Source organism: Methylobacterium sp. PvP105 (assembly GCF_017876975.1).
Lineage (GTDB): Bacteria > Pseudomonadota > Alphaproteobacteria > Rhizobiales > Beijerinckiaceae > Methylobacterium > Methylobacterium radiotolerans.
Genome location: NZ_JAGIPA010000007.1, coordinates 18535 through 42098, shown reverse-complemented (window position 1 = coordinate 42098; position 23564 = coordinate 18535). Strand labels below are relative to the sequence as shown.

21 protein-coding genes and 4 pseudogenes are annotated in these 23564 nt (G+C 57.6%); 15 read left to right on the top strand and 10 right to left on the bottom strand.

Annotation, left to right across the window (positions count from 1 at the left end; genetic code table 11):
- Positions 1-14: 14 nt before the first annotated feature.
- The 3 genes from J3A75_RS36210 to J3A75_RS36200 all read right to left on the bottom strand — a co-directional run bounded on the left by J3A75_RS36210 (position 15) and on the right by J3A75_RS36200 (position 2780).
- Positions 15-482, bottom strand: coding sequence for a hypothetical protein (locus J3A75_RS36210; RefSeq protein WP_209651387.1), 468 nt, complete (start codon positions 480-482; stop codon positions 15-17).
- A gap of 102 nt (positions 483-584) precedes the next feature.
- A complete protein-coding gene (locus J3A75_RS36205) occupies positions 585-1166 on the bottom strand; it encodes a recombinase family protein (RefSeq protein WP_209651386.1) in 582 nt (193 codons plus the stop codon).
- Between the two features lie 355 nt (positions 1167-1521).
- A protein-coding gene (locus tag J3A75_RS36200) for an IS3 family transposase (protein WP_245372227.1) occupies positions 1522-2780 on the bottom strand; the annotation gives its coding sequence in 2 pieces (ribosomal slippage) (positions 1522-2433 and positions 2436-2780; 1257 coding nt in all).
- A gap of 75 nt (positions 2781-2855) precedes the next feature.
- Here J3A75_RS36200 and J3A75_RS36195 point away from each other — a divergent pair.
- The 9 genes from J3A75_RS36195 to J3A75_RS36155 all read left to right on the top strand — a co-directional run bounded on the left by J3A75_RS36195 (position 2856) and on the right by J3A75_RS36155 (position 12176).
- Positions 2856-3038 carry a recombinase family protein gene (locus tag J3A75_RS36195; RefSeq protein WP_312892968.1) on the top strand — a complete coding sequence of 61 codons (183 nt, stop codon included), beginning with the start codon at positions 2856-2858 and terminating at the stop codon, positions 3036-3038.
- Between the two features lie 593 nt (positions 3039-3631).
- Complete coding sequence (locus J3A75_RS36190) at positions 3632-4789, top strand: TauD/TfdA family dioxygenase (protein WP_209651384.1); 1158 nt, start codon at positions 3632-3634, stop codon at positions 4787-4789.
- A 104-nt stretch (positions 4790-4893) separates the two neighbouring features.
- Complete coding sequence (locus J3A75_RS36185) at positions 4894-5646, top strand: phosphocholine cytidylyltransferase family protein (RefSeq protein WP_209651383.1); 753 nt, start codon at positions 4894-4896, stop codon at positions 5644-5646.
- Between the two features lie 123 nt (positions 5647-5769).
- Positions 5770-6555 (top strand): formyltransferase family protein, encoded by a 786-nt coding sequence (locus J3A75_RS36180; RefSeq protein ID WP_209651382.1) that lies wholly within the window; start codon positions 5770-5772, stop codon positions 6553-6555.
- Positions 6556-6670: 115 nt separating this feature from the next.
- On the top strand, positions 6671-7459 hold the full coding sequence (locus J3A75_RS36175; RefSeq protein ID WP_209651381.1) for a methyltransferase domain-containing protein: 789 nt from the start codon (positions 6671-6673) through the stop codon (positions 7457-7459).
- A gap of 16 nt (positions 7460-7475) precedes the next feature.
- A complete protein-coding gene (locus tag J3A75_RS36170; RefSeq protein ID WP_209651380.1) occupies positions 7476-8687 on the top strand; it encodes an MFS transporter in 1212 nt (403 codons plus the stop codon).
- Positions 8688-8951: 264 nt separating this feature from the next.
- Positions 8952-9863: a phosphoenolpyruvate mutase gene (gene aepX, locus J3A75_RS36165; protein WP_209651379.1), complete on the top strand. Its 912-nt coding sequence runs from the start codon at positions 8952-8954 to the stop codon at positions 9861-9863.
- Positions 9864-9874: 11 nt separating this feature from the next.
- Complete coding sequence (gene aepY, locus J3A75_RS36160) at positions 9875-11065, top strand: phosphonopyruvate decarboxylase (RefSeq protein WP_209651378.1); 1191 nt, start codon at positions 9875-9877, stop codon at positions 11063-11065.
- A gap of 16 nt (positions 11066-11081) precedes the next feature.
- Entirely contained in the window at positions 11082-12176 is a 1095-nt protein-coding gene (locus J3A75_RS36155) for a 2-aminoethylphosphonate aminotransferase (RefSeq protein ID WP_209651377.1), read from the top strand.
- A gap of 34 nt (positions 12177-12210) precedes the next feature.
- On the opposite strand, the pseudogene J3A75_RS36150 reads toward J3A75_RS36155, so the two are convergent.
- Positions 12211-13195, bottom strand: a pseudogene (locus J3A75_RS36150) (IS630 family transposase).
- A gap of 182 nt (positions 13196-13377) precedes the next feature.
- On the opposite strand from J3A75_RS36150, the gene dxr reads away from it, so the two are divergent.
- The 4 genes from dxr (at position 13378) to J3A75_RS37180 (ending at position 17073) form a co-directional block, all read left to right on the top strand.
- The gene (dxr, locus tag J3A75_RS36145) at positions 13378-14544 is read left to right on the top strand and encodes a 1-deoxy-D-xylulose-5-phosphate reductoisomerase (RefSeq protein WP_209651376.1); all 1167 of its coding nucleotides are present in this window, start codon (positions 13378-13380) and stop codon (positions 14542-14544) included.
- A gap of 125 nt (positions 14545-14669) precedes the next feature.
- The gene (locus tag J3A75_RS37470) at positions 14670-15032 is read left to right on the top strand and encodes a cupin domain-containing protein (protein WP_354405182.1); all 363 of its coding nucleotides are present in this window, start codon (positions 14670-14672) and stop codon (positions 15030-15032) included.
- On the top strand, positions 15029-16393 hold the full coding sequence (locus J3A75_RS36135; RefSeq protein WP_209651374.1) for a hypothetical protein: 1365 nt from the start codon (positions 15029-15031) through the stop codon (positions 16391-16393). Before J3A75_RS37470 ends, J3A75_RS36135 begins: the two co-directional genes overlap by 4 nt.
- 38 nt (positions 16394-16431) lie before the next feature.
- Positions 16432-17073, top strand: a complete 642-nt coding sequence (locus tag J3A75_RS37180) for an NUDIX hydrolase (RefSeq protein ID WP_209651373.1) — start codon at positions 16432-16434, stop codon at positions 17071-17073.
- A 175-nt stretch (positions 17074-17248) separates the two neighbouring features.
- Here the strand turns inward: J3A75_RS37180 and J3A75_RS36125 are convergent.
- From J3A75_RS36125 to J3A75_RS36110, 5 genes and pseudogenes are all read right to left on the bottom strand, one after another.
- Positions 17249-19093: pseudogene (locus J3A75_RS36125) on the bottom strand (Tn3 family transposase); the annotation flags it as partial.
- A 12-nt stretch (positions 19094-19105) separates the two neighbouring features.
- Positions 19106-19312 (bottom strand): annotated as a pseudogene (locus J3A75_RS36120) (transposase); the annotation flags it as partial.
- A 292-nt stretch (positions 19313-19604) separates the two neighbouring features.
- On the bottom strand, positions 19605-19829 hold the full coding sequence (locus J3A75_RS36930; RefSeq protein ID WP_245364981.1) for a hypothetical protein: 225 nt from the start codon (positions 19827-19829) through the stop codon (positions 19605-19607).
- Complete coding sequence (locus J3A75_RS36925) at positions 19778-20371, bottom strand: immunity 50 family protein (RefSeq protein WP_245364982.1); 594 nt, start codon at positions 20369-20371, stop codon at positions 19778-19780. The genes J3A75_RS36930 and J3A75_RS36925 overlap by 52 nt, the downstream gene beginning before the upstream one ends.
- Positions 20368-21705 (bottom strand): DUF6968 family protein, encoded by a 1338-nt coding sequence (locus tag J3A75_RS36110; protein ID WP_209651372.1) that lies wholly within the window; start codon positions 21703-21705, stop codon positions 20368-20370. The genes J3A75_RS36925 and J3A75_RS36110 overlap by 4 nt, the downstream gene beginning before the upstream one ends.
- A gap of 46 nt (positions 21706-21751) precedes the next feature.
- Here J3A75_RS36110 and J3A75_RS36105 point away from each other — a divergent pair, with 46 nt between their 5' ends.
- Together J3A75_RS36105 and J3A75_RS36100 are read left to right on the top strand one after the other, a co-directional pair.
- Positions 21752-22198 carry a hypothetical protein gene (locus J3A75_RS36105; RefSeq protein WP_209651371.1) on the top strand — a complete coding sequence of 149 codons (447 nt, stop codon included), beginning with the start codon at positions 21752-21754 and terminating at the stop codon, positions 22196-22198.
- Positions 22199-22431: 233 nt separating this feature from the next.
- Positions 22432-22830: pseudogene (locus J3A75_RS36100) on the top strand (transposase); the annotation flags it as partial.
- 192 nt (positions 22831-23022) lie between these two features.
- On the opposite strand, the gene J3A75_RS36095 reads toward J3A75_RS36100, so the two are convergent.
- The gene (locus J3A75_RS36095; protein ID WP_209650993.1) at positions 23023-23301 is read right to left on the bottom strand and encodes a hypothetical protein; all 279 of its coding nucleotides are present in this window, start codon (positions 23299-23301) and stop codon (positions 23023-23025) included.
- Positions 23302-23564: the final 263 nt, after the last annotated feature.

The following is a 23564-nucleotide window of genomic DNA, read 5'->3' as shown; positions in this document are numbered from 1 at the left end:
GTCCGGGTCGACCATTAGGTGCCGGCTTGCGTGAACAGGTCGAGCTGGCCAGGCGTGACGCGAGCACGTGAGCGCGGTGCCGTGCCGGGACGCTTCGCTCGCGGTAACGGCAGGACTGGCAGAGCGACGCCCGGCTTGCCGTAGAGCACGGCACCGACGATCCGGCATCCGTCGCCGCGGTGGAACACGTTCGCCGTATGCGGCCCCGCCCGCAGGATCTCCTGCATCAGCGGCTCGTCGAGGCTGAGGTCGGACAGGGTCGCGAGCAGGCAGGTGAGGCCCGCCTCCTCGACAGAGAACGACTGGAACTCCGCGGCTCGCTGCCGCCAAACCTGGATGACCGCGCCGACGCTCGTCTCCGGAAATGGGTTCGGCGCCGGCCGCGTCGCGGCGTCAGCGACGAAGGCGGCGATCGTCTGCCGCTCGGCGATGTGGTCGGCAGCGAGCAGGGAGGCGGTGAGCTGACGAGGGTTGATCGGCATGGTGCTCCAGCTATCGGGCTCCGAGTCGGGCAGGAGAGCCACCAGGCTGCACCCCGACGCTGCAAGCAGCAGCTGGATGCAGGCTCTGACCGGGCCAGGTGCTCAGCCCTTAGAGGCGACGCTGTTGGCACGGGCACGGGGGAAGTAGCTATAGAAGGTGTCGCGATTGACGCCGAGGCGCTTGGCGATCTCGGCGACGCTGATCGTGCCGGCCGCCAGCATCGCCCGGCCCGCCTCCAAGTCGGCCTCCTTGAGCTTCCTCGGCCGGCCGCCTTTACGGCCGCGGGCGAGCGCGGCCTTCAGGCCCTCCATGGTGCGCTCGCGGTTGAGGTCGAGGAAGTACTCGGCCATGGCGCCGTGCATCTGCAGGGCGAACCGGCCGTGGGCGGTGGCGCTGTCGAACTGCTCGGTGAGCGAGCGGAAGTGCACCTCCTTCACGCGCAGGCCGTCGATGGTGCGCATCATCTCGACGAGGGAGCGGCCGAGGCGATCAAGCTTCCAGACCACGAGCACGTCCTCGGGACGCAGAAAGGCCAGGGCCGCCTCGAAGGCAGGTCGCTTGGTGCCGGCCTTGCCGGATTTCTTCTCCTCGAACAGGCGCTCGCAACCGGCCTTCGTCAGCGCGTCGCGCTGGAGGTCGAGGTTCTGATCCTGAGTGGAGACGCGGGCATATCCAACGAGCATGTCGGGACAGTGCCAAAAGCGCGTTTCTCCGGCAATAGAAAAGCCGACACGTTTCTCCGACAAAAACTGGGCCGTTTCAGGCCGCTCATCGACGGGTCCTGGCCATTGTCGGAAATACGATCGTTTTTCAGACAAAGAGCACAAAAGGACGAATGTGCGAGGAGTGTGGATTTCTGTCGGTCCTCCGCTAAGCGGCAAAGGCATCAGAGCCGGAATCGCGATCCCGCCCGCTCACGACCCTCTACAGAACCTGCCATTGCCCACCGCGTGGCTGGCATAGGTTGAGGCTGTCGTCTAATCACCCCTAACGATCACTTAGCCTGATCCATCGGCGACCTGCAGCTGTTGTTGCCCCCTAAAGACCGGACAGGGTCTCCTGGGTTGATCGGGTGATGAACTCGCGCGGCGAGCGGTAGCCGAGCGCGCGATGAGGATGAAGATCGTTGTAGTGCGCCAACCAAACGGGGAGCTGGCGCAGCACGCTCTCGGCATCCGGTAGAACCGAGACACGCACGTAGTCGCGTTTCAAGGTTCGCACGAACGCTTCGGCCATGCCGTTGCTCTGCGGGCTCTCCAGCGGCGTCGTCTTCGGTATCAAGCCGAGTTCGCGGGCGAAGCGGCGCGTGTCGCGGGCGACGTAGCAACTGCCGTTGTCAGTCAGCCACTCGATCAGGCTCGGTAGCTGGTTGACCGCCCCGAAGCGATGCTCGACGGCCGCCACCATCAGGTCTCGGACGTCCTCGCCCGTGATGCCCGCCGTGGTCGCCACGTAGCTCATCGCTTCCCGATCGCAGCAATCGAGCGCGAAGGCGACCCGCACACGCTCACCGTTCTCTGCCGCGATCTGCAGCCCGTCCGAGCACCAACGCGTGTTGCGCACGGCCACCGCCACCTTGCCCTTATGACGGCGCGTCTCGGCTCCGCCCGCATGTCGCTGGAGCAGGAGGCCGTGCACCTTCATGACCCGGTAAACCCGCTTGGCGTTCGGCGCAGGCCGCCCATCCCGCTCGGCCTGCCGGCGCAGAAGGGCATGGACTCGCCGATAGCCGTAGGTTGGCAGATCGGCGATAAGCGCCTGGATCGCGCCGAGCAACGCGGCGTCGGGTGCAGGCGGACGGCCGCGTCGGCCCCTGGGCTTCCAGGCGGGGGAGGCCTGCCTGGACGAGGCGAGGTGCGGGCGCGACACGCTCAAAGCTGCGGCCACAGCGCTCACCGGCCGTCCCCCGGCCACGAGGTCACGCGCGAGGGCAACTTTTTGGGGGCGGCAACCCGCTCCATCGCCTCGCGCAGGATCTCGGTCTCGAGCGTCTTCTTGCCCAGGAGCCGCTGCAGCTCACGGATCTGCTGCTGGGCAACACGAAGCTCGGAGGCTGGCACCACCTCTTCACCGGCACCGGCGGCCGTGAACGCGCCGCGCTCCATCAGCCGACGCCACGTGAACAGCTGGTTGGCGTTCAGCCCGTGGCGGCGGGCGACGAGCGAGACGGACTGGCCAGGCAGATAGGTCTCCTCGACGAGGCGCACCTTCTCCTGCGTGGTCCAGTGCCGCCGGCGCTGGACCGAGGTGATCACCTCGACGCGCTCGGCGCGGGGCGGGTCGTTGGAACTCACCATACGGTCGGTCATAGGCACACACTTCCATAAGCGTGAGCCCCTGTCCGGTCATTTAGGGGGCTACTTCAGCAGCACATCGTCCGCACCTCCAGGGCACGTGAGGCGATGGCGCGAGTGACGGAGCAGCCAGCCGACACCGGAACCGCCGCCGGCAAGGCGTTCATAAATATGCTCAGCGTGTTCACAGAGTTCGAGACGAACCTGCGCTGGGAGCGTAAGATGGAGGGCAACGCCCGGGCCAAGGCCGCGAGCGTCTAAAAAGGGCGACAGCTTTCGCTCGATCCCGCCCAGAGGCGATCACGCGCCACAGCTTCCGAGCGCAGCCTAAGACGGTTAGGCCACTCGTCACGCGCGCCGCTCCCGCATCAGGAATGCGCCAACCGGTAGTGTCTGAGCGTGCCGCCAAGAGCGGTGAACGCACCGCGGCTAGAATGCCAATATGTGTCCGAGTTGGTGGTTCGGCGGCGGCAACACAGCGTCGTCCCAGCGAAGACAACGCCACCAGCCGTGATCCCCTCAAGATGATGACGGCCAAAGCCAACAGAAACCGCATATTAAACCCTTCCAGCGCGCCCACGAATAAGTACAGCTCGAACAACCTCTTACGGCCAAATCGTCACGCGTAAGCTGAAGAAAACAGGCAGCGGTTCTGAAGCCAGAAACACTCGGTTACATAGACAGTTATAAATCTGTCATACGCGAGGCCCAAAAACCTAAGGTCGTCATGACAGCGATCACGAACGCTTTGGACCCTCGACAAGACGCACCGGTGTGCAGCGGACCCCGACGGGACGCACCAGCGATCTTTCCGAGAATTGAAGCAAGAAAGAAGTCTAGACAAAGGAAGTCCTATGATCAAAAGCGAAACTGATCACTTATCAATTGAATGGCAAGACGGACAATTGAGCAGGTACCACTGGGTATGGCTTCGGGACAACTGTCACAGCGACGTCTTATTTAACGCGTCGTGCAATCAAAAGTACTACGACACCGCGTTTATTCCGCTCGACGTAGTACCGACATCGACAACAATCAAAGATGGCGACCTACACATAACCTGGAGCGACAATCACAGCAGTGTGTATGACCTAGAATGGTTGCGCGCTAACGACTACTCCCGAAATACGGCCGCATACGACATCCCAGCTGGTCCATCTTGGAAACCCTGGACCGATGATCTGCCCAGCAGTATGGCAGCGTTCGATCAGTCAGCAGTCATGAACGACCGAGGCGCCTTAAAGAACCTGCTTGAGCACCTGTTCGAACACGGGATCGTTGTCGCAAAAGCCGGGTCGGCAGGCGGTATCAAATTTGAGGATCTTGTTCGACGTATTTCAGGCTTTCTACAACCATCCTACTTTGGTGACTATTTCGACCTGAAAACAAAACCGGACGATCAAACAGACAGCATATCATTCAGCACGAAAGAGTTACACCTCCACACGGATATACCTTATTACTCTAATCCGCCCGAGTTTCAATTTCTCTTTGGACTCGACGTTAGCGACGGATGCGCCGAAAATAACTTCGGCAATACTAGGTTTATTGACGGCTTAGAAGCGGCGAACTCGTTCCAAAAATCAGAAAAAAACCTCTACGAGGTGCTCTGCAATGAGGAAGTAATATACATCGCTGAATATCCAGAAGCACAGAAGTTGTTTGTCAATTCAACGCCTATAATCAAAAGGAATGCAGAAAATCAAATTACCGGACTGATAAACAACCCGTCTAAGATGTTTTTCAAGAATACCAAATTCAATGAAATGCCACGACTTTATGAGGCATATTCTAAGTTCAAGAAAAGCCTTCTTACCAAAAGCCCCTATTACACACATAAATGGCATCAAGATGATCTGCTGATCTGGGACAATCGACGCATCTTCCACGGGCGGGACGCGTTCAACTCGGGCACACATACTCGCATTCTACGAGGCGGCTATTTCGGGAAAAATGAACTAGAGGCCAAGTTATATTACGCCTCTAAGAAGGAAGAAACGAGCAACGCCTGAGCAGCATGGAAGACCAAGCCTAGCATTGGCTGCAAGACTCGTCTCGGACCTTTCAGCCGAGACGAGAAGGAGTTCAACGGTACCCAGAGTTAGCAGAGGCAAAAGTGCGCAGAGCTTTGATACTTGCAGCCGGCATGGGTACGAGACTACGGCCCCTTACGCTCTCCAAACCGAAGTGTCTAGTTGCAGTACACGGGACACCAATACTGGAAAGCACACTAAACGCTCTAGAAGTAAGTGGCTATGAAGAGGTCGCAATAGTCGTTGGCTACCTCGCCCACGAGATAATACAATTTGTCGGGCGCGACTGGAAAGGGATGAAGATACAGTATTATGAAGAGGAATACTATCAGGAAGCAGGGGTAGTGAATGCTCTATGGTACGCCCGCGAGTGGCTTCATTCGGATTGTCTGTTGGTCGAAGGAGACGTATTTTTCAGGCCCGTACTGCTCACCAAACTTCACGAAGACGAACATCAAAACTGCGTGGCAGTATCTCGATATGACGAAGATCGATCCGCTACCCTCATACTCACAAATGACAAACTTATGAGTTACAACGTCATAAAAGAACAGGATAAGAACGCTTCGATAGACTATACGTGCCATTATATATCATCCAACATATTCTGGATAAAAAAAGATACTTGGGACCTACTTAACGCTCACGTCGAAAAGTTAATTGAGTCCGGTGTAAAGCAGGAGTGCTATGAGACTATATTGAACGACCTCATCGGCGCCGATTTAGTTTCTCTCAAGGCGGTGCCGTGTGACGGGCAGTGGTACGAGATTGACAACGAAGACGACCTAGCTGCTGCGCACCAATTGCTCCCGAAGCAAGCGAAAGCCCCGCCGTAGGACCGGGCCGCTCAAGTTTTTTCACAGTCAGGTTTCGAGCACCTCCACGCACATACAAAACGATGCTGCACACCTGCAGCACGCAACACACTGCTGGGCCTATTATGACAGGGGATGCATTCCATGACTATGAAACTAATCTTCATGGGTCGGAAGGCAGCCGCATGCGCGGCCCTGCAGATCGCCTATGATGGCGGATCCGAAATACTAGTTGTGGCAGGGAAACAAGGCGGTGAAGAGCTTGAAGCGGGAGAGCACGAAGTGTTCTTGCTCGCCAAAAAGCTCGGGCTGGAGATTTGTACCGAAGACCTACTAAATGAAATGTTAGCAGACACCAAAAACGGCCGCCGTACAAGTTTAAACACCGTAGATTACCTGATATGCATTCAGTACGGCAGAAAGATAAAACGAGAAATAGTTGAGCTTCCAATCCGGGGTTCGATCAATTTCCATCCTGCCCCACTTCCGGCTTATCGCGGTTGGGGTACTTACAATGTCGGAATTCTTGAGGGTGCCACACGCTGGGCGACAAGCGCCCACTATATGACCGACCACATTGACGCGGGACCGATAATCGACACCGAATGGTTCCAGATAGATCCAGGACGTATAACAGCGGCTGATCTAGAACAAATAACAACACAGCATCTCATCTCGCAGTTCGGACGGTTGTACGTCGGAATGACTTCTCGCTCGCTTCCGCTTCCACAAGAGCAGGGAGCTGGCCGTACTTTCTATCGCGCCGAGGTTCTCGCGATGAAAAACGTCACCGATCAGGATACCGAGGATACCATACAGAAGAAAATCCGGGCTTTTTGGCGGCCACCTTACCCAGGCGCACAGGTCCTGATAGACGGCCGAAACTATACTTTGGTGAACGAGGAGATCCTTACACGACTCTGCACATAAATATTACGTCATATGCGATGGAAATCTAAATCGAGCATGTGAGCAGTCAGACTTGTAACTACAGCGCAAACGACCGCTCCATCCATCGGTATCAAACCAAAAGGTGTAGCTAAACATGACCAATCAGTCTCACGGTAATACCTCCGAGGAAGAGCGGTATACCAGACATAGTATCCTGCGTTCCGAGTTCGTTTATGGAAACGGTCTTCAGAGCCCAGACGTCTCTGAAGCGGAAATGTATTTAAAAGATACCGTCGGCAAGCTCGGGCGTGAGGTACGGTCTGTTCTGGATGTCGGCGCTGGGCTTGGAGGATGGTCCTTCTTCATGAAGGAAACGTTCGGCGTACATGTGACAGCCTTGGACCAATCCCCGGTCATGTGCTCTATACTCGAAGAACGCAACGCTTCTACCAAAACAATAGTTGACCAGATTAAATGTGGCAGCGCTCTTGACGGCTCGATTATGGACGGTGATGCATTTGATCTGATCTGGAGCCGTGACTGTTTCCTATACATCGCTGATAAACTCACCTTATGGAGAAACTTTCACCGTTGGCTGAAGCCGACCGGTGTTATTATTTTTACAGATTTTTTCGATGGTCTCGTAAAGGATCCCGGTTTTGAAGATTACAAGCAGAACTGTTCTTACCATCTTCTTCCTGCCGAGAGTTATGTGGACCAGCTTGGCAATGCAGGATTTCGAGAAATAGTTACGCACGATTTAAGTAAGCAATTCAGCCGTGCCAATCGCTTGGCACTCCAACGGTTGTCGGAGAACCGCCAGGAATTCATTCGCAAATACTCAGAAGAAGAATTCGATTTCACCTGCGATAGGTGGAGGAGCAAGATCCGATTTGAGGAATTTGGATCACTTAAGTATCAGCTTATCATCGCTTATCGCTAGCAAAAATGGTAATGAGATGAGCTATTCGGCCAAGTCAATATTGTTCATTAACATATCTCATCTAATTGACCACTATGCAATGCTTATATTTGCGACCGCAGTCTTGTTCATGGCAAGCCACTTTGGCCTTACATATTCAGAGTTGCTGCCATACGCAACCCCAGGGTTTGTTGCTTTCGGCGCCTGTTCACTAATCGCTGGCTGGCTCGGCGATAAATGGAGGCGGGACTACATGCTCGTGATCTTTCTTTTCGGCATCGGTGCATCGCTGATACTCACCTCCCTTGCCCGAACACCCTATCAGTTGAGTGCCGCCCTTCTCCTGGTTGGCGTGTTCGCGTCAATCTATCATCCGGTCGGTACCGCTATGTTGGTGGCGAGCTCCAGAAAAATTGGTCGCGATGTGGGCATCAACGGTGTTTGGGGGAACTTCGGCGTTGCCTCGTCCGCTCTTTTCACCTCGATGTTAAGCGAACTGTTCAGCTGGCGCGTCGCGTTCGCGGTTCCGGGACTCCTTTCCATCGTGATCGGAGCCGCCCTCCTCGCCCACTCTCTTAAAGCGGGTGAGAAGTCGGGCTCTTTTTCCTCACGGAGCACAGCACCCTTGGTAAGTAAGAGCGCAATGCGCCGTGTGGTTTTATGCTTGGCGATAACGTTGGTCGCGAGTTCTACCACGTTCAACGCCATTACGGTCTCGATGCCGAAGCTTATTAGCGATAAATCTTTGCAGATCGATGAGAACGGGCCGTATCTCGGACTGATCGTGTCGGGAATATATCTCTTCGGAGCTCTCGCGCAGTTTCTAATAGGCCGCCTTCTAGATAGATTTTCACTTCGCAATGTGTTCGTACCTTTGTCACTCATTGTAGTGACAACGTTTGTATTGGGTTCGTTTTTGTCGGGCCCGTGGTTTCTCGTTATCGCTGCATTGATAAGCATGGCCGTATTCGGTCAGGTTACGATCAACGACGCAATTGTTGCGAAGTACACCTCCGACGAATGGCGCTCACGTGCTTATGCGGCGCGCTACTTTGTTGGTTTTTCGGCCGCTGGAGCATCGGTCGGGATCGTTTCATACTTCTACACTGCTGGCGGGTTCAATTCTCTTCTTATCTTCCTCGGAGTCCTATGCACATTGATGTTAGTAGGATCAGTTGGTTTCCCACGAGATAAATCCGGGTTCGCTCATACAACCCCCGATGTTGCTACGGGCGTTTCAGCACCATGAATGACGATAATGGTCGAGAGATTGCCGGCCTTCCATGATCTAGCTTTTTGCCAACTAATCTTCAATCAGAGCGCCGCTCAAGCTCAGACCAGTAATGGAACCGAGAGCGCGTTAGACGGGGGAGGATCATCGGAGCTTGGCCGCTTGCAGATCGGGAAAACCCACCCTCAATAGGGTCTGAGATAGCCGTAATTAGGCGAGCCAAATGATAAATTGATGTGAGCTGCGCCGCCCGGAGCAGTAAATCAGAAGGAATGAGGGTCCATGCACAAAAATATCGTCGCGCCGCTTCAAGGTCTAAACAATCGGCCAAAAATCGACCGTACTCGTAATCTTAGAGAGCTTCTCAACGAGGGACGTTGTTTGCGTGTTATAGAGGCGCATAGCCCTATGTCTGCGGTCATCGCGGAAAAGGCGACCGTTCGCGATAGCAAGGGCAGCCGATCATATGATGCGATTTGGTCAAGCTCATTGACAGACTCCACTTTGAAAATGAAGCCCGATATAGAATATCTCGATGTACGCCACAGACTCGCGAATTTGATTGAAATCAGAGAAGTAACTAGTAAGCCAATAATAATGGATTGTGACACGGGCGGAAACATTGAACATTTTGCATTGAATGTCACTGCGCTTTCCAAGCAGAATATTTCTGCAATAATCTTGGAGGACAAGCGTGGTCTGAAGAGGAATTCGTTGTTCGGCAATAGCGTAGAGCAGCAACAGGAAGACGTGAATGATTTTGCTAATAAATTGACCCGGGGGAAGGAAATAGCGAAGTCAAGCGATCTAATGGTGATAGCGCGGATTGAGAGTCTCATACTGGAAAAAGGTATGCTTGATGCTCAGCGTCGCGCTGAGGCATATCTCAGCGCTGGCGCCGATGGTATTATGATACACAGCCGCAGGTCTGAACCGGCGGAGATATTTGAATTTGCGGAGTGGTACAAAAAGCTTGGACTGAAAACACCTCTTGTCTGTGTGCCGACAAGCTTCTTCGAGACAACGTTCGAAGAACTCGAGTTGCACGGGTTTGATATAGTTATATATGCCAATCATTTATTGCGCGCGTCCTACGCTGCGATGATGGCAGCGGCTACGGGAATTTTGCATAACGATAGGTCGAAAGAGATCGAAGGCATGTGCCTCCCTATTGACGAAATCATCTCGTTATAGGCGAACAGCATATGCCAGTTTCGCCCATTCAATTCGCCAAGGCCATAAGATTGGCCGGAGTGGATTTTGCAGCGGGAGTGCCTGACTCGCTCCTAGAAGGACTAAGTGAAAGCTTGCAGGAGGAGTTCGGGAGCGATCACCTTGTCGCGTGTAACGAGGGATCGGCGATTTCGATTGCGGTGGGCTCCCATCTTGGCTCGGGCAATGTGCCCGTCGTCTACATGCAGAATTCTGGAATAGGTAATGCGGTTAATCCGTTAGTCTCGTTGGCACACGAAAAAGTGTGGGGCATCCCGATCTTATTGATCATCGGATGGCGCGGAGAAATTTCCGACGATGATGTCCAGATAGCAGATGAGCCACAGCACTCAAAGCAAGGATATATTACTCTGCCGCTGTTAAAATCCCTCGATATTGACTATCTAGTCTGCGATAAAAGCACGCGTAATGTAAATGAATTAGCTTTTAAAATGGTGGAGGCAGCGAAGGAAAACGCAAAGCCCGTCGCCCTCGTATGCAGAAAAGGGTTTTTTGTTCGGGATAGAGCTGCCATCGCTTCGGAGCCGTCCAAAAGGCCGACAATCACAAGGGCCGAGGTGCTTACAGCTTTCATAGATGGCCTGCCTGACGATACAATCAATGTAGCTACGACAGGCTATACTTCACGCGAGCTATTTGAGCTGCGCTCTGGGCGAGGTAAATCCAGCAGCGCCGATTTGCTCGTAATCGGTGGAATGGGACACGCGTCCGCGATCGCCTATGGCATCGCGAGGAAGGCCCCGTCGCGAAGAGTAGTTTGTTTCGACGGTGACGGTGCATTGCTTATGCATATGGGTGGAATGCTTCACGCGGCAAAGGCTAAAAATCTAGTGCACGTTCTGTTTAACAACGGAGTACATGACTCTGTCGGCGGTATTTGGACCGACGCTAAAGATATCTCATTTTCTTCCTTAGCGTCGGCGGCGGGATACAACCGCGTGGCGACTGTCGAGTCGCTTCACGGCCTTTTCAGTGTGATCCAAGAAGCGGCGAGTTTTGAGGGCAGTTTCTTTATAGAGGTGAAGTGTAGCCCAAGTTACCCATCGAGTGCTGGCCGCCCCAATCGTGCTCCTCGCCATAATAAAGAGGACGTGATGCTAGATCTTGTTGGCCATAGACCGTCAATCAGAGGAAAGTCGGCACATAGCCTTCTTGAGAGTTAAAGGTCGGAGAGCAGAGATGGGGCACACCCTCTTCACGCCAGGTCCAGTAAACATATCCGCGCAGATACATAAGGCAATGTGCCGTGACGTTGGATCACGTTCTGAGGAGTTTGGCCGAGCATCACGTTGGATAGCGCGCCAAATCTTGAGTTTATGTAGTGCATCAGAACGGTACCGTACAGTACTAATTCAGGGAAGTGGCACGTTTGCCATAGAAGCGACGTTAGGAACTCTCGTAGGAAAAGAGCGCAGGGTGCTTATCCTGTCCAATGGTGCATACGGAGATCGCGCCGCATCGATAGCCGCGCGGCTCGGAATCTCTTATGATGTCCTTCGCGTACCCGAGACAGAAATGGTCGACGCGAGGCTGCTTGAAATATCTTATGACGCCCATCCGGCGGCGGACTACATATACGTCGTGCATTGTGAAACGACTACCGGTATCATTAACCCGCTTCCTGAGATTGCTCGATTTTGCAAGGCTCGGAACATAAAGCTTATTGTAGATGCGATAGGGACTATCGGCTCAGAGACCATCGACGTGGAGGCCGAAGAGATATGCGCCGTGATAGGATCGTCTAATAAGTGTATCGAAAGTTCGCCCGGTGTGGCTTTCGTCGTTGTCGATGCAAGTGAGCTGGAATGCAGCGGGGGTAATCCCTTCTCAGTCAGTTTAGACCTTTTCGAACAATGCCGGTCTTTTGAAAGCACTGGACAATGGCGCTTCACGCCACCAACACATTCGGTCCTGGCACTACAAGCAGCACTGGCGGAGTTGGAGGCTGAGGGGGGGATCTCTGCACGTCGTGCCCGTCACCAAGATAAACGGAATAGGATTTACGATGGTATGCGTCGACTCGGTTTTGAGACGTACATACCAATTGAAAGAACTGGCTGCCTGATATTGACCTTCAAAACGCCGTCTTGGCCCTTGTTCACTTTTCGGAGTCTCTTTGAATTTCTTTCGGCTCGGCAAATCGAAATATATCCCGGGAAGCTATCGGATGCCGACACCTTCCGTATAGGGTGTATCGGGAAGACGACATACACAGATGTCGATAAATTGCTTTCCCTTGTTGGTGACTATCTTTCAGATGCCAGACGAGAGTGATCTCCTCCCGACCAGGAGGTAGCTGGGCATAGGCTCAGACGGATGGTGCGGCTTTGCCTTTGACGGCGTCGAGAATGGTTACGGCCGGCTGGATCAGACGAAAGGCTTAGGCCTGTCGTTGTGCTTGGCGATGTAGCGGTTGATCGCGGCCGGAGATCCGCGATCCGGCCGAAGCTGCCGCGCCGCAGTCGTCTTCGTTCGAGGACCGAGAAGAGGCTCTCAACCGCGTTCGTCCCTGAGTCCGTGATCGGGGTGAAGTGGAAGATCCAGCGCGGAAGTCAGGCCAACGAGGCGCGGACCTCCGGGTGCTTGTGAGTGGCATGGTTGTCTAAAATGGCGTGGATTCCCTTGCTGGCCGGCACTGCGGCCCCCTGGCGGTGGCGCTGCGTGCAGCCGCCGACCACATTCCTGTCCACCACGTCGAGCGCGGCGAACAGCGTCGTCCTGCCATGCCGGACGTAGTCGTGCTTCTGGGTTTTGGGACAGCTTGGCCTGACGCGCCGGACCGGTCGCGTGCGCTCCAGCGCCTGGATCTGGGTCTTGTCATCGAGAGACAGCACGGCCGTGTGGCGCCGCGGGTCCATGTACAGGCACCCGATAACATCGATGTTCGCCGCGAAGGCAGGGTCATGGGAGCGCTTGAAGCTGCGCAGTCGGTGCGGCTGCAGGCGGTGCGCATCTCAGATGTGGCGGACAGGGCGCAGCGAGATCCCCGCCGCATCGGCCAGGGCACGGCCAGTCCGATGGGTGACCTCTCCGGGCGGCTCCGAGCAGGTCGGGGCCAGCACCTCGGCCACGGCGTCGGTGGAGTGGGGTGGCTTAACGGGCGGGCGGGTCTCAACGCCTTACTTGGCGTAGCACTGCTGCCGGCGCGAGTTGGCGGGTCGGCTAACACCTGCCCGCTCGGCCACCCCAAAGACAGGCAGATGCTCCGTCGAGAGCCGGACGATGCGAGTGCGCTGGATGTGCTTGAGAGGTCGCGTCCGATCAGCGACGATGGCAAACAGGCGCGCTTGCATATCGCTCTTATTGATCCCGCCTCAATGATCTTCCAGAAAGCTGTGATCGTGTGTGTTTGCTCCTTTTCACCGATGTGCGCCATCTCAAATCGACGGCGACAGTCGATATCCATCTAAAAGGACATACACGCTGAGCCGTTTGATGCTAGGCGTGATTGCGCAATCCCAAGTAGGTGAAGCCCATGAAATCCATTACGATCCTTGGTTGTTCCGGTTCGATCGGAACTAGTGCTCTTGCTTTCATGCGGCAGCATAAAGACGAGTTCTCTCTGAAAGCGGCTTCTTTTGCCTCTTCGTGGAAGGAAGCAGTATCTATATACAAAGAGTTTGCTCCTGAAGTTGTCGCTTTTGCCGACGGTGGCGCTGCGGATGAGTTTAAAGCAGCGAGCGGAGCCAAGTGCCACATCGTGACTGGCCCAAATGCGGCAGCTGAAATCGCCAGTATGAAAGCTGATGTTGTTCTCGCTGCAATATCTGGCTCGGCTGGCTTCCCATCGGTTCATGCTGCAGTAAAGGCCGGCAATCGGGTGGCTCTTGCGAATAAGGAGGCCCTGGTTTGCGGAGGCACGAAGCTGCTCGCTTTAGCTGAAGCTCATTCATCGGAGATAATTCCTGTCGACTCCGAGCACAGTGCGATCTTCCAATGCATGAAACTCGGCCAGAAAAGTGAGCTGCGTCGCATTCTGCTCACCGCGAGCGGCGGACCGTTTCGTGACTGGAATAAGGAGCGTATTGCGGCTGCAAGGCCGCATGAGGCGCTGCAGCACCCGAACTGGCGGATGGGACCAAAGAATTCTCTTGATAGTGCGACGTTGGCTAACAAAGGTCTTGAGCTCATCGAAGCATGCTACTTTTTCGGCGTACCTGAAAACCAAGTAAATGTTCTTATAAATCCATCCTCTCTGCTTCATTCAGCAGTGAGCTTCATTGACGGTTCTATGGTCGCGCTCTTAGGCCACAACGACATGAAAAATGCTATCGGCTACGCTCTAGCTTACCCGAAAAGGATGCGGACGGGTATCGATGATCTCGATCTAAGCGCAATCGGATCGCTCGAGTTTAGGGTAGTTGATCAGGATCGCTTCCCATGTCTTGGCCTTGCTCGTGCCGCCGTAGCTTCAGGACCAGGAGCAACCATGATGTTCAACGCTGCTAACGAAGCTGCTGGTCGCCTTTATCTGGACGGTTGCATTAGTTATTATGATATCAACCAGATCATATCGGAAGCATTGTCGTTGGATACGTCAGTGTTCGACGTAGATTTGAACGAAATAATGGATGCCGACCGTGAGGCTAAAGTTCTTGTCTCCGATATCTCCAGCAGTTTTGTCGCTAAGCGTGGTCGGTAACACTCTTAGCCAAGCTCCGATGTCTTTTGATTGTGTTTCTATTACGCTAGCTGTCGAAGAGGACAGATAGTTAGGTCTCCGTTGTGTCCCTAGGACTATCTTTTGATTGATGAGGAGTATCAAAAATGGACGGTCGCTGCCTCAATGTTTCATGTCAGCAAGCAGAAGAACGCACTGGGCCACCGCGGGGATGGGTTATCTTGGAAGGGGCGCCGGAAGTGAGATCTAGGCGCCTCTATGAGAGTGATGACGGTTTAATTTGGGCCGGAGAGTGGACATCAACTCCAGGGACCTTCTTCGTTGAATATGATAAGTTCGAATTCATACATATGATATACGGCTCTCTAGTTATTGAGCCGGAGCTCGGCTCGCCTATAGTTTTATCTTCCGGTGACAGTTTTGTTATAGAGCCTGGTTTTCGAGGAAGGTGGACTGTAAAGTCAGACATGAAGAAGCGCTATCTTTTCTGCGCGGGACACAAATCATGACGAGCGGTTCTGCGCACGTGACCGGTAAACAAAGAAAAGGATTTCACATCCATGTAGTTGGTGGCGGTGTAGCAGGCACCGGATTTCTTGTTTGTGCGGCAAGGAATAGGGTTTTGCAGCGTTGGCTCGCATCGGGAATATTTCTCTCCGAACAAAGTCCTGATATCGGGGGCGGTAGCCTCCTCCGGTATGGAAATGTCAAGTCCATCTCACAAGCCGGCGGATTTATCAAAGCGTTCGAATCGCCCGAGGTTGAAAAGTATCTACCAGACGTCTTGATGACGCCTTATGCCGAGTACTTAAAGGGTAGGAGAAATGAAGAAGTCAATCTCGACTTTGCGGGTAAATTTTTAGGCGTCGTCGGGTCGAGGATGAGAGCATTGATCGACAGTGAGGCAAATAGCAAAGCTCTGACCGGTGTCGAAGCGGTATCGATCAGGCAGACGTTGGACGAAAGGCTTGTTGTCAGGCTCGCACCTCGATGCGGCTCCGCTTTCGAGGTGCAAAGCAATTATGTTGTTATGAATTTAGGTGCACATCAGTCCTTGAGCGAAATCGCGGGGGAGCAATTCGCCGGAATATTTGAACTTAAATCCTTCTTATCAAAAATTATCCTTTCTGAATGCATCTTAAATGGGGATAAGTCTAGTACTGATCGATGTAGTCAGGCCTTGAGACAGGGACGCGGCGTCACAATTCTTGGCGGGGGGCACAGTGCCTGGGCATGTGCCGTTTCGTTGTTGGAGATATGCGACAGTTTGTCTATCCCGCAATCCGCGGTAGGTATCATCAGACTGGTTCAGAAAGGGCCGCTTAAACTTTTCTATCCTGATGCTGCATCGGCTCTGGAAGATGGTTATGTTTTCGACTTGGCTGCCGATGTCTGCCCGGTGAGTCGGCAGGTAAATAGGTATAGTGGACTTCGAGCTCACACTTTTGATTTGGCGCGTCGTATTCTCGCAGATGAGGGTGAACAGGAGAGGAGACTCAGTTTCGTAGCGGTTGATGGCGAGCAACATAGCTCCCGTGTTCGGCAGCTCGTGCATGACTCCGCCTATCTTATTCCGGCTTTTGGTTATAAGCCGAATATAATTCCATACATAGATGCTCGTGGTAACAGGACTGAATTTCTTTGTGATCGTCATGGATTGATAACTGATGAACAATGCCAGGTGCTTACGCGTTCTGGACTACCAATCAAAGGGCTTTACAGTTTCGGCATTGGAGCTGGGATGCGATCTTCCCCTGATGTAGGAGGCGAGGCTTCTTTCAACGGTCGAATCATTGGTGTCTGGCAGTTTCACCACAGCATGGGTGATGTTGTAGTGCAGTCGATACTGGCAGCGGACGCCCAAAGCTGATTTTGGACTGATCTTGGTCAATGCGCGGGAGGCTTTCCGTGAATGATTCTATAGAATTCCGTTGGATCCGAGAAATACTTGCTATTGCACAGTCGGGGTTGGCGCATTCGCAGGATCCGTTTGATGTCGAGCGCTTCCGTCGATTGGCGACAATAGCCGCGGAGATGCTGTGGTCCGACCATAAGTTCGAACGGGCAGATCTTGTGTCGGCGCTTCTTCGTGACAGCGGTTACGCAACGCCTAAAGTAGAGGTTCGCGGCGCTGCCTTCGATAATCATGGTAGGATCCTATTAGTACGGGAGAAGATGGATCGGGATAGGTGGACGTTGCCTGGCGGTTGGGCTGACGTGAATCTTTCGCTGAGAGAGAATATAGAAAAGGAAATCTTTGAAGAAGCAAGAGTGATGGTTCGATCCTATAAGGTTGCTGCCGTTCTAGATCGAAGATTTCACGCCCACCCGCCTTATCCATACCATATCTACAAAGTTTTTATGCTTTGTGAGCTGGTCGAGCAGTACGCATTTAATTCGTTCGAGTCGACTGAGATTAGTGATCTGGGATATTTTAACCAATTAGAGATTGAAGACCTTGATTTGTCTATTCAACGTGTGACTAGAAACCAAATCGATAAAATGTTCGAACACTATCGTGAGCCGAAAAGACCAACCGAATACGACTGATTGTGCTATTTATATTTTCAAAACGGTTCGTTACACGGGTTCGGTAAGTATCTAGCACGTACATTTTGCTGGTCGGGTGAGGCGCTGGCAGAAGCCTAATCTCACCTTATTGGGGTCACTGCAAGGAAGAGACGTCTGCGTACGCTAAGGCCGAACGGAGCAGGAACACGGTTCCTTACGCGGCGAGGAGCGAGGGTTTGCTCCGGAGCGGTCGCAGTTCGCCCGGTGCCGGCTGGTCATCGGCGTCCCAGGCATAGTCGCCCGTGAGCGAGAGGTGCTCCCAGCCGAGTGGTGCGACGTGCCGCATCAGGTCGGGTTCGACGCCCAGATCGGCCGCGGCGCGAGCGAGGTAGCGCGTGTTCCAGAGGATCACGGCCGCCACGATCAGGTTCAGCCCCGAGGCGCGGTAGGCCTGGTTCTCGAACGTGCGGTCGCGCAGCTCGCCCAGCTGGCAGAAGAAGATCGCCCGTGCCAGCGCGTTGCGGGCCTCGCCCTTGTTGAGCCCAGCCTGCACGCGTCGGCGCAGGTCGAGATCCTGCAGCCAGTTCAGCATGAAAAGCGAGCGCTCCAGCCGACCGACCTCGCGCAGGGCTAGCGCCAGCCCGTTCTGGCGCGGATACGCTCCGAGCTTGCGCAGCATCGCCGAGGCGCTCACCGTGCCGGAGCGGATCGAGGCCGCCACCCGCAGGAGGTCGTCCCAGTGCCGGGTGGCGTGGGCCACGTCGATCGGCCCGCCGGTGTCGACCAGGGGCGCGAGCAGGGGATCGACGCTCACGCCGGGCGGGAGATGGAGCCTGCGCTCCTTCAGGTCGCGCAAGCGGGGCGCGAAGCGGTAGCCGAAGAAGGGCATCAGCCCGAACACGTGATCGGAGGCACCTCCGGTGTCGACCGCATGCTCCGCGATGGCGAGGCCCGACTGATGGGAGAGTAGGCCGTCGAGCACGTGCGGCGCCTCGCCCGCGGTGGCCGCGATCACCTTGGTGTGGAACAGGCCGTACTGGTCCGAGACGTGGGTGTAGAACGACACCCCCGGCTCGTTCCCGTGACAGGCGTTCACGTCGGCGATGGCCTCGCCCGGGCCGCCGGCGAAGAAATGCTGCCCGTCCGAGCTCGCCCGGGTGCCGTCGCCCCAGAGCTGGGACAGCGGCAGGGCGCGATGCGCATCGATCAGGCGCGCGAGCGCTTCCGCGTAGGCCGCCTCGCTCACGTGCCAGTCGTGGACGAGGGCGAGCTGGCGCAACGAGGCGCCACGGCAGGTCTCCGCCATGCGGGTCAGGCCGAGGTTGATCCCGTCGGCCAGCACGCAGGTGAGCAGCGCGGCACGATCGTCGCAGGTTCGGCCGGTCCGCCGATGCGTGAAGCACTCCGAGAACCCGGTCCAGGCGTCGACGTCGAGCAGCACGTCGGTGACGCGCACCCGCGGCAACCGATCGTAGAGCGCCTGCCGGACGGTCTTGACGGTCGGTGGCGTGAGGGCGCGCAACGGCGTGATCGTCAGCCCCGCCTCGTCCAGGCGGATCTCGGGCAGCGTGCCGGCCCTGGCCCGCGCCGCGACGGCCGCGGCGGCCTCCTCGAGCCGAAGGCTGCGCTCGGCCAGGTGGTCCTCGAAGCGCAGTGCGACGGCGAGCGGCAGGGGACCGGTGTTCCTCAAGGCCTCGAAGGCCGGGCGGGGCAGGAGATCGTCGTCGAAGGCGCGATAGCGCCGCGAACCGGCGACCCAGACGTCGCCGGCCCGGAGCCGATCGCGCAGTTCCGAGAAGGCGCACAGCTCGTAGGCGGCGCGGTCGACGCGCCCCTGGTCGAGGACGAAGGCCCGCCAGCGCCGCGGCACGAACCGGAGCGGTGGGGCGGCCGGCAGCTTGCGCTTGCCATCGCGGTAGGTCGTGCGGATCAGATCGAGCGCGGCCACGAGGTTCTGGACCGCGGGCGAGCCCTCGAAGGCGAAGGTGTCGAGCAGCCGGGGCGCGAACACCCTGACGCTCTTGTGACGGGCGACCAGTTCGGCTGTCGGATCAATTAGAGCGGCATCCGATCAGGTTGCGTCGTATCCTGCAGCGGCGAGGTAGGCTCGACATTCAGCTGGCGCGAAGCGGGTTAAGCTGCGCCGTATGGCTTCCCAGAGGTCTGGGATGGTTCGCGCCGCCGCGCGACGCAGCAGCGCCTTCAGCTTCGCGAAGGCCATCTCGATCGGGTTGAATTCGGGCGAGTAGGCCGGGAGGTAGAGCGCTACTGATCCAGCCAGCCGTTCCTGCTCCGTTCGGCCTTAGCGTACGCAGAAGTCACTTTCTTGCAGTGACCCCCACTTGAGGGTCCCCGGATTTTGATCTGGCCGAAGGTGTCCTTCCGGATCCATTCGGCGGCCTGCAGGCCCGCCGCCAGGCCGAGTTCCTGGGGCGTTCGCCACCCCAGGGCGGTGTTGCGCGTCAGGGCTATGGGATCGGCCACGTAGGCATCGTACTCGTCTGCCGGTTCGCGAGGGCCTAGGCCGATCGGGTCCCACACGCTACGCAGTTCTGGCATCGTCGGCCGCGTCAAGCATCGCGCCCGCCCGGCTCGCCGGGCTCGAAGGCGATTGCGACCGAGCGGGCGCGGATCAGCCCGTCGAGCCCGTAGCAGGGCTCAAGCTCGATCTCGATATCGTCGGGTGTGGGGTCGAGGGCGAGGTAGTTCCGTCGCTCCGGCCGGTCGGGCGCGCGGCGCAGGATTAGGCCGCCGATGACGTTCTGACGGCTGAAGCCGTCGAGGCGCAGATCCATGATACCGTGTAGGGTGAAGGTAACGACGGCGTGCCGTCCGGGCCGACGCGGTCGGTGGTGATCCAGCCGTGCAAACGCAGGGTGCTCGGTCCGTCGCGGTTGAGGTGCAGGCCGAGGATCTCGCCATCGTGAAAGCTTGGCATCTCCCCGAAGTGCTGGAGCAATTCGAGGCCGCCGGGCACCTCGGCGAAGATGCTTTCCTCCGCCAACGCAGGCGACCACGGGCGGCCGTCCCAGTGGCGCATCTCCAGGGTCTCGCCCTCGCGTACCATGTCCGCCTCGAACGCGGGATGATCCATGATCCGGGCGTCCACGATCGCCTCGCCCTTGCGCCTGACGCCGACGACGGCGATCCCGCGTAGCAGGCGGTCGATGTACGCGCGGGTGGCTGCTTCGTCGGTGACCCCGTCGTCGCGGTCCAGCAGGTTGGGGTGGGTATGCCATTCGCCACCCTCGAACCCGAGCAGGATCACGCCGTCATCAAGGCGCGCGACGACAAAGGTCAACACGCCATCCGGGCTGACGTGGCGCTCGACGATCATGGCGTGGCAATCCTCGTACCGTCCGATCCGGCGTGGATAGGGGACGCGCCGCGCTCGGTGAGAAGAAGCCGCACCTCGCTGTACCGCGGCATGGCCAAGTCCCCGCATACCTCCAGAACACCGAGCACAACGAGCCTCGCGAGGCTCGCGAGGGCAGTCTCAAGAAGGGGGTCCGGCCCGTCATCGCCCATCTCGCCGTGCAAGCGCGCCGATCGCGACCTGTGGCCGATTGCCTCCAAGGCTGCCTGGGTGACACGCGCCACCTTCAGAAACCGCGGCCCGCACTCGGCCTGGACGATGCGGTCTAAAAGATCGTCGCGATCCATTCGGTCGAAGAGCCGGGCGCGGAGATCGCCAGCGCCAGTCTGGCCGAGGCGCAGAGCATCTGCGGTGGGCCAGCCGAACCAGGTGGGGTCGGTCGTCTGCGAGGGCAGTAGGTCGTTGTTCCTCCTGAACGCCGCTTCGACGCGCATGGTTCGATCAGTGAGAGCCATCGCCAGGAGGAGCGCCTGCAGCCCATCGAGCCCGTAGGCCCGCAACCGTGCTTCGTGGTCGGGCCAGCGCAGCAGGTACTCGCAGCACCACACCCCATCGCCGATCTGCGACGGGCGGAAATAGGACGCTTCGACGGTTAGGTCGGGCAGCAAGCTGAAGCTCTGCGCCAGCATCACCTCGCCGCGCGCGGCGAGGCCGGTGAACGCCTCTTTGCGAGTATCGGGGTCGGGATCGGTCAGGCGTGCGGCGAGCGCGGCGCGGATGGCGGGGGTGTCGCGGTCGATCTGCTGACCCAGGCCGAACGTCGCCCAGTCCCGCACGTGCGGCTCGGTATCGGCTGACAGCGCCATGAGGGCGGAGACCGCCTCGTCGGTATCATGGCCTGACACGCCGAGCGCGACTGCGAGGCGCACGTCCGGCTCCGGATGCGCACGCAGTGCGGCGAGGGGCGAGATGACGCGTGTCTCGTGCAGGTGACCTAGGGCGATGCAGGCGGCGGCCAGAACGCGCGCGTCGGCCGGACCGGCGACTTCGGCCAAGAGCAAGGCGTGCAGAGCCTGGAAGCGCTCCTCGCAAAACACGATGCTCGCCTGCCGATCGCGCACGCCCAACTGGCCGAGCACGGCCGCGGCCACCCGCCGTTCACGCGGGTCAAGGCTGACGCAGCGCGCCGCGCACATTTCGAGCACCGCTCGGCTGCCGGTACGCTGCAGCTTGCCGATAGCCTCCCAGGCCGGTTCATCGTGCGGCTCGCCCACCGCGGACGTGTCCACGCTGTCGAGGGTAGCGACGGCGCGCGCGAACAGCGCGCCTGGGTTGTCGATCTCCGTCTGGCTCACAGGCCGAGCCTCCATGTGCGCACGATCCGTGCGATGGTAGGCCGGTATGACCGACTGGATCGAGCATTTCCGCGCGGCGGCTTGTGGGCTGACCATCGCGCATGTCTGGCGCGGGCACGGCTCGGCGCTGTTCATCGAGCTGGGCGCGCTCACGCCGACGACGCGCCGCGACGGCTCTCCCGGCGAACCGAGGGGAGAGATCAGCCTGATGGTCGAGTGGAGTTGGCGGATTGAGGATGGGCAGTCGATCGCCTACGGCAGTTGGAGTGACGAGGATCTGTGGCCCCCGGCCTTCGCCCGTCTCGTCGGCCGAACGGTCGAGGAGCTCTCGACGTTCGGCCGCCCGCCGGAGGTGTTGCTATCGCTGGGTAGCGACCTGCGCGTGGCATCTTTCATGACGGCGGAGGGCGATCCGGCGTGGGCACTGTCCGACCGGCGCGGTTCTCGAACGATCACCGTGTGCTGTCGGGCAGGGATGATCCGTGTCGAATGATGTCTGCTTGGGGTCGTGAACTGGCGCGGCGGCAACATTCGCTCTTGTTGACGTCTGAAAACGGACTGGCGGAAATCCACCCACCCAGGCCATAGACCTCTGCCGCATCGACGACTTGGAAGGAGGCCTACTAGGACGCCCTGCACCACTCCGTAACCTGCCCGATACTGTTGGCGAAGTGAGCGTGGCCGGCCTGTGGAGCGTTGAGAAGGTTTCCAGTCCGGAGGCCGCCCATGTCGCTCCGTTCGCAACCTCTGCCGCCTGTCCCTGAAGACACCGCTCGGATCGCGCAGACCGCTTTCCGGCGCGGCAACCCCTACATGCTCCTGCGCGACCGGCTCGGCGCCCTGTTCGCCGATGCCGACTTCGCCGACCTCTATTCGACGCTCGGTCAGCCAGCCTACGCGCCCTGGCGCCTCGCGCTCGTCACGCTGATGCAGTTCCGGGAAGGACTGAGCGACCGGCGCGCCGCCGAGGCGGTGCGAAGGCGGATTGACTGGAAGTACCTGCTCGCCCTCGATCTGGCGGATGCCGGCTTCGACTTTTCGGTCCTGTGCGAGTTCCGGGCCCGCCTGCTCGAACACGAGGCGGGCGAGCGCCTGCTCACTCGTCTCCTGGACGCCGAGAAGGCCCATTCGCGCCAGCCAGGGATCCACACGGCACTCGGTTCCGAAACGTTGGCGTAAGCCGTCCGCCGGACGCGCCGGGCAAGCGGCGCGTGTCGCGGTATGGTCGATGAAAGCGGTCAGCGATCTGCAGGGATAACCAGGATCGCAGCAGCGGGGTCGATGCCCCGCTGCATTTTGTTCGGAATGCGCCGGGATTTACTCGGCTGCTGCGCGTGCACGCCGAGCAGTCCGGCCTGCGGTGTAGCCGGAGGTGTAGGTCGCGCGGCCGGCGTTGAGCTCTGCATAGCCCTGATCGGACGGCGCAGCGGCGTCCGAGCTCAGGTTGCCGAACAGGCCACCGGGACGTGAGGTCGGCACTTCGATATGGGCGCCCCAGACGTTGAGCACGCGGGTGTCCTGAGCGAAGGCGGGCGAGGTCGAAGCGGCAAGGCTCAGAGCCAGCAGGCTTGCAGCGGCAGCGAGGCGGGGGGTCATAGTCTTGTCCTTTGGTGTTCTTTGCCGATTGGGCTGTATGCGTCGCCTGAAAGCGGCGGCGTGCAGCAACGCTAGCAAATGCGTTTCGGTTATACCAAGGCTACAAGATGCGGCTGGTTATGCGTGTATTGCATGAGATGCGACTATGTCGCCTTGGGCGTTGAGCATCGAACGGGAGCAGGAATGCCTTGGGATACGAAGCAAATGGTCAGGCGCTACGGGAGAGCGAACCTTACAACCGCAGAAACTCGCCTTCACGAAAC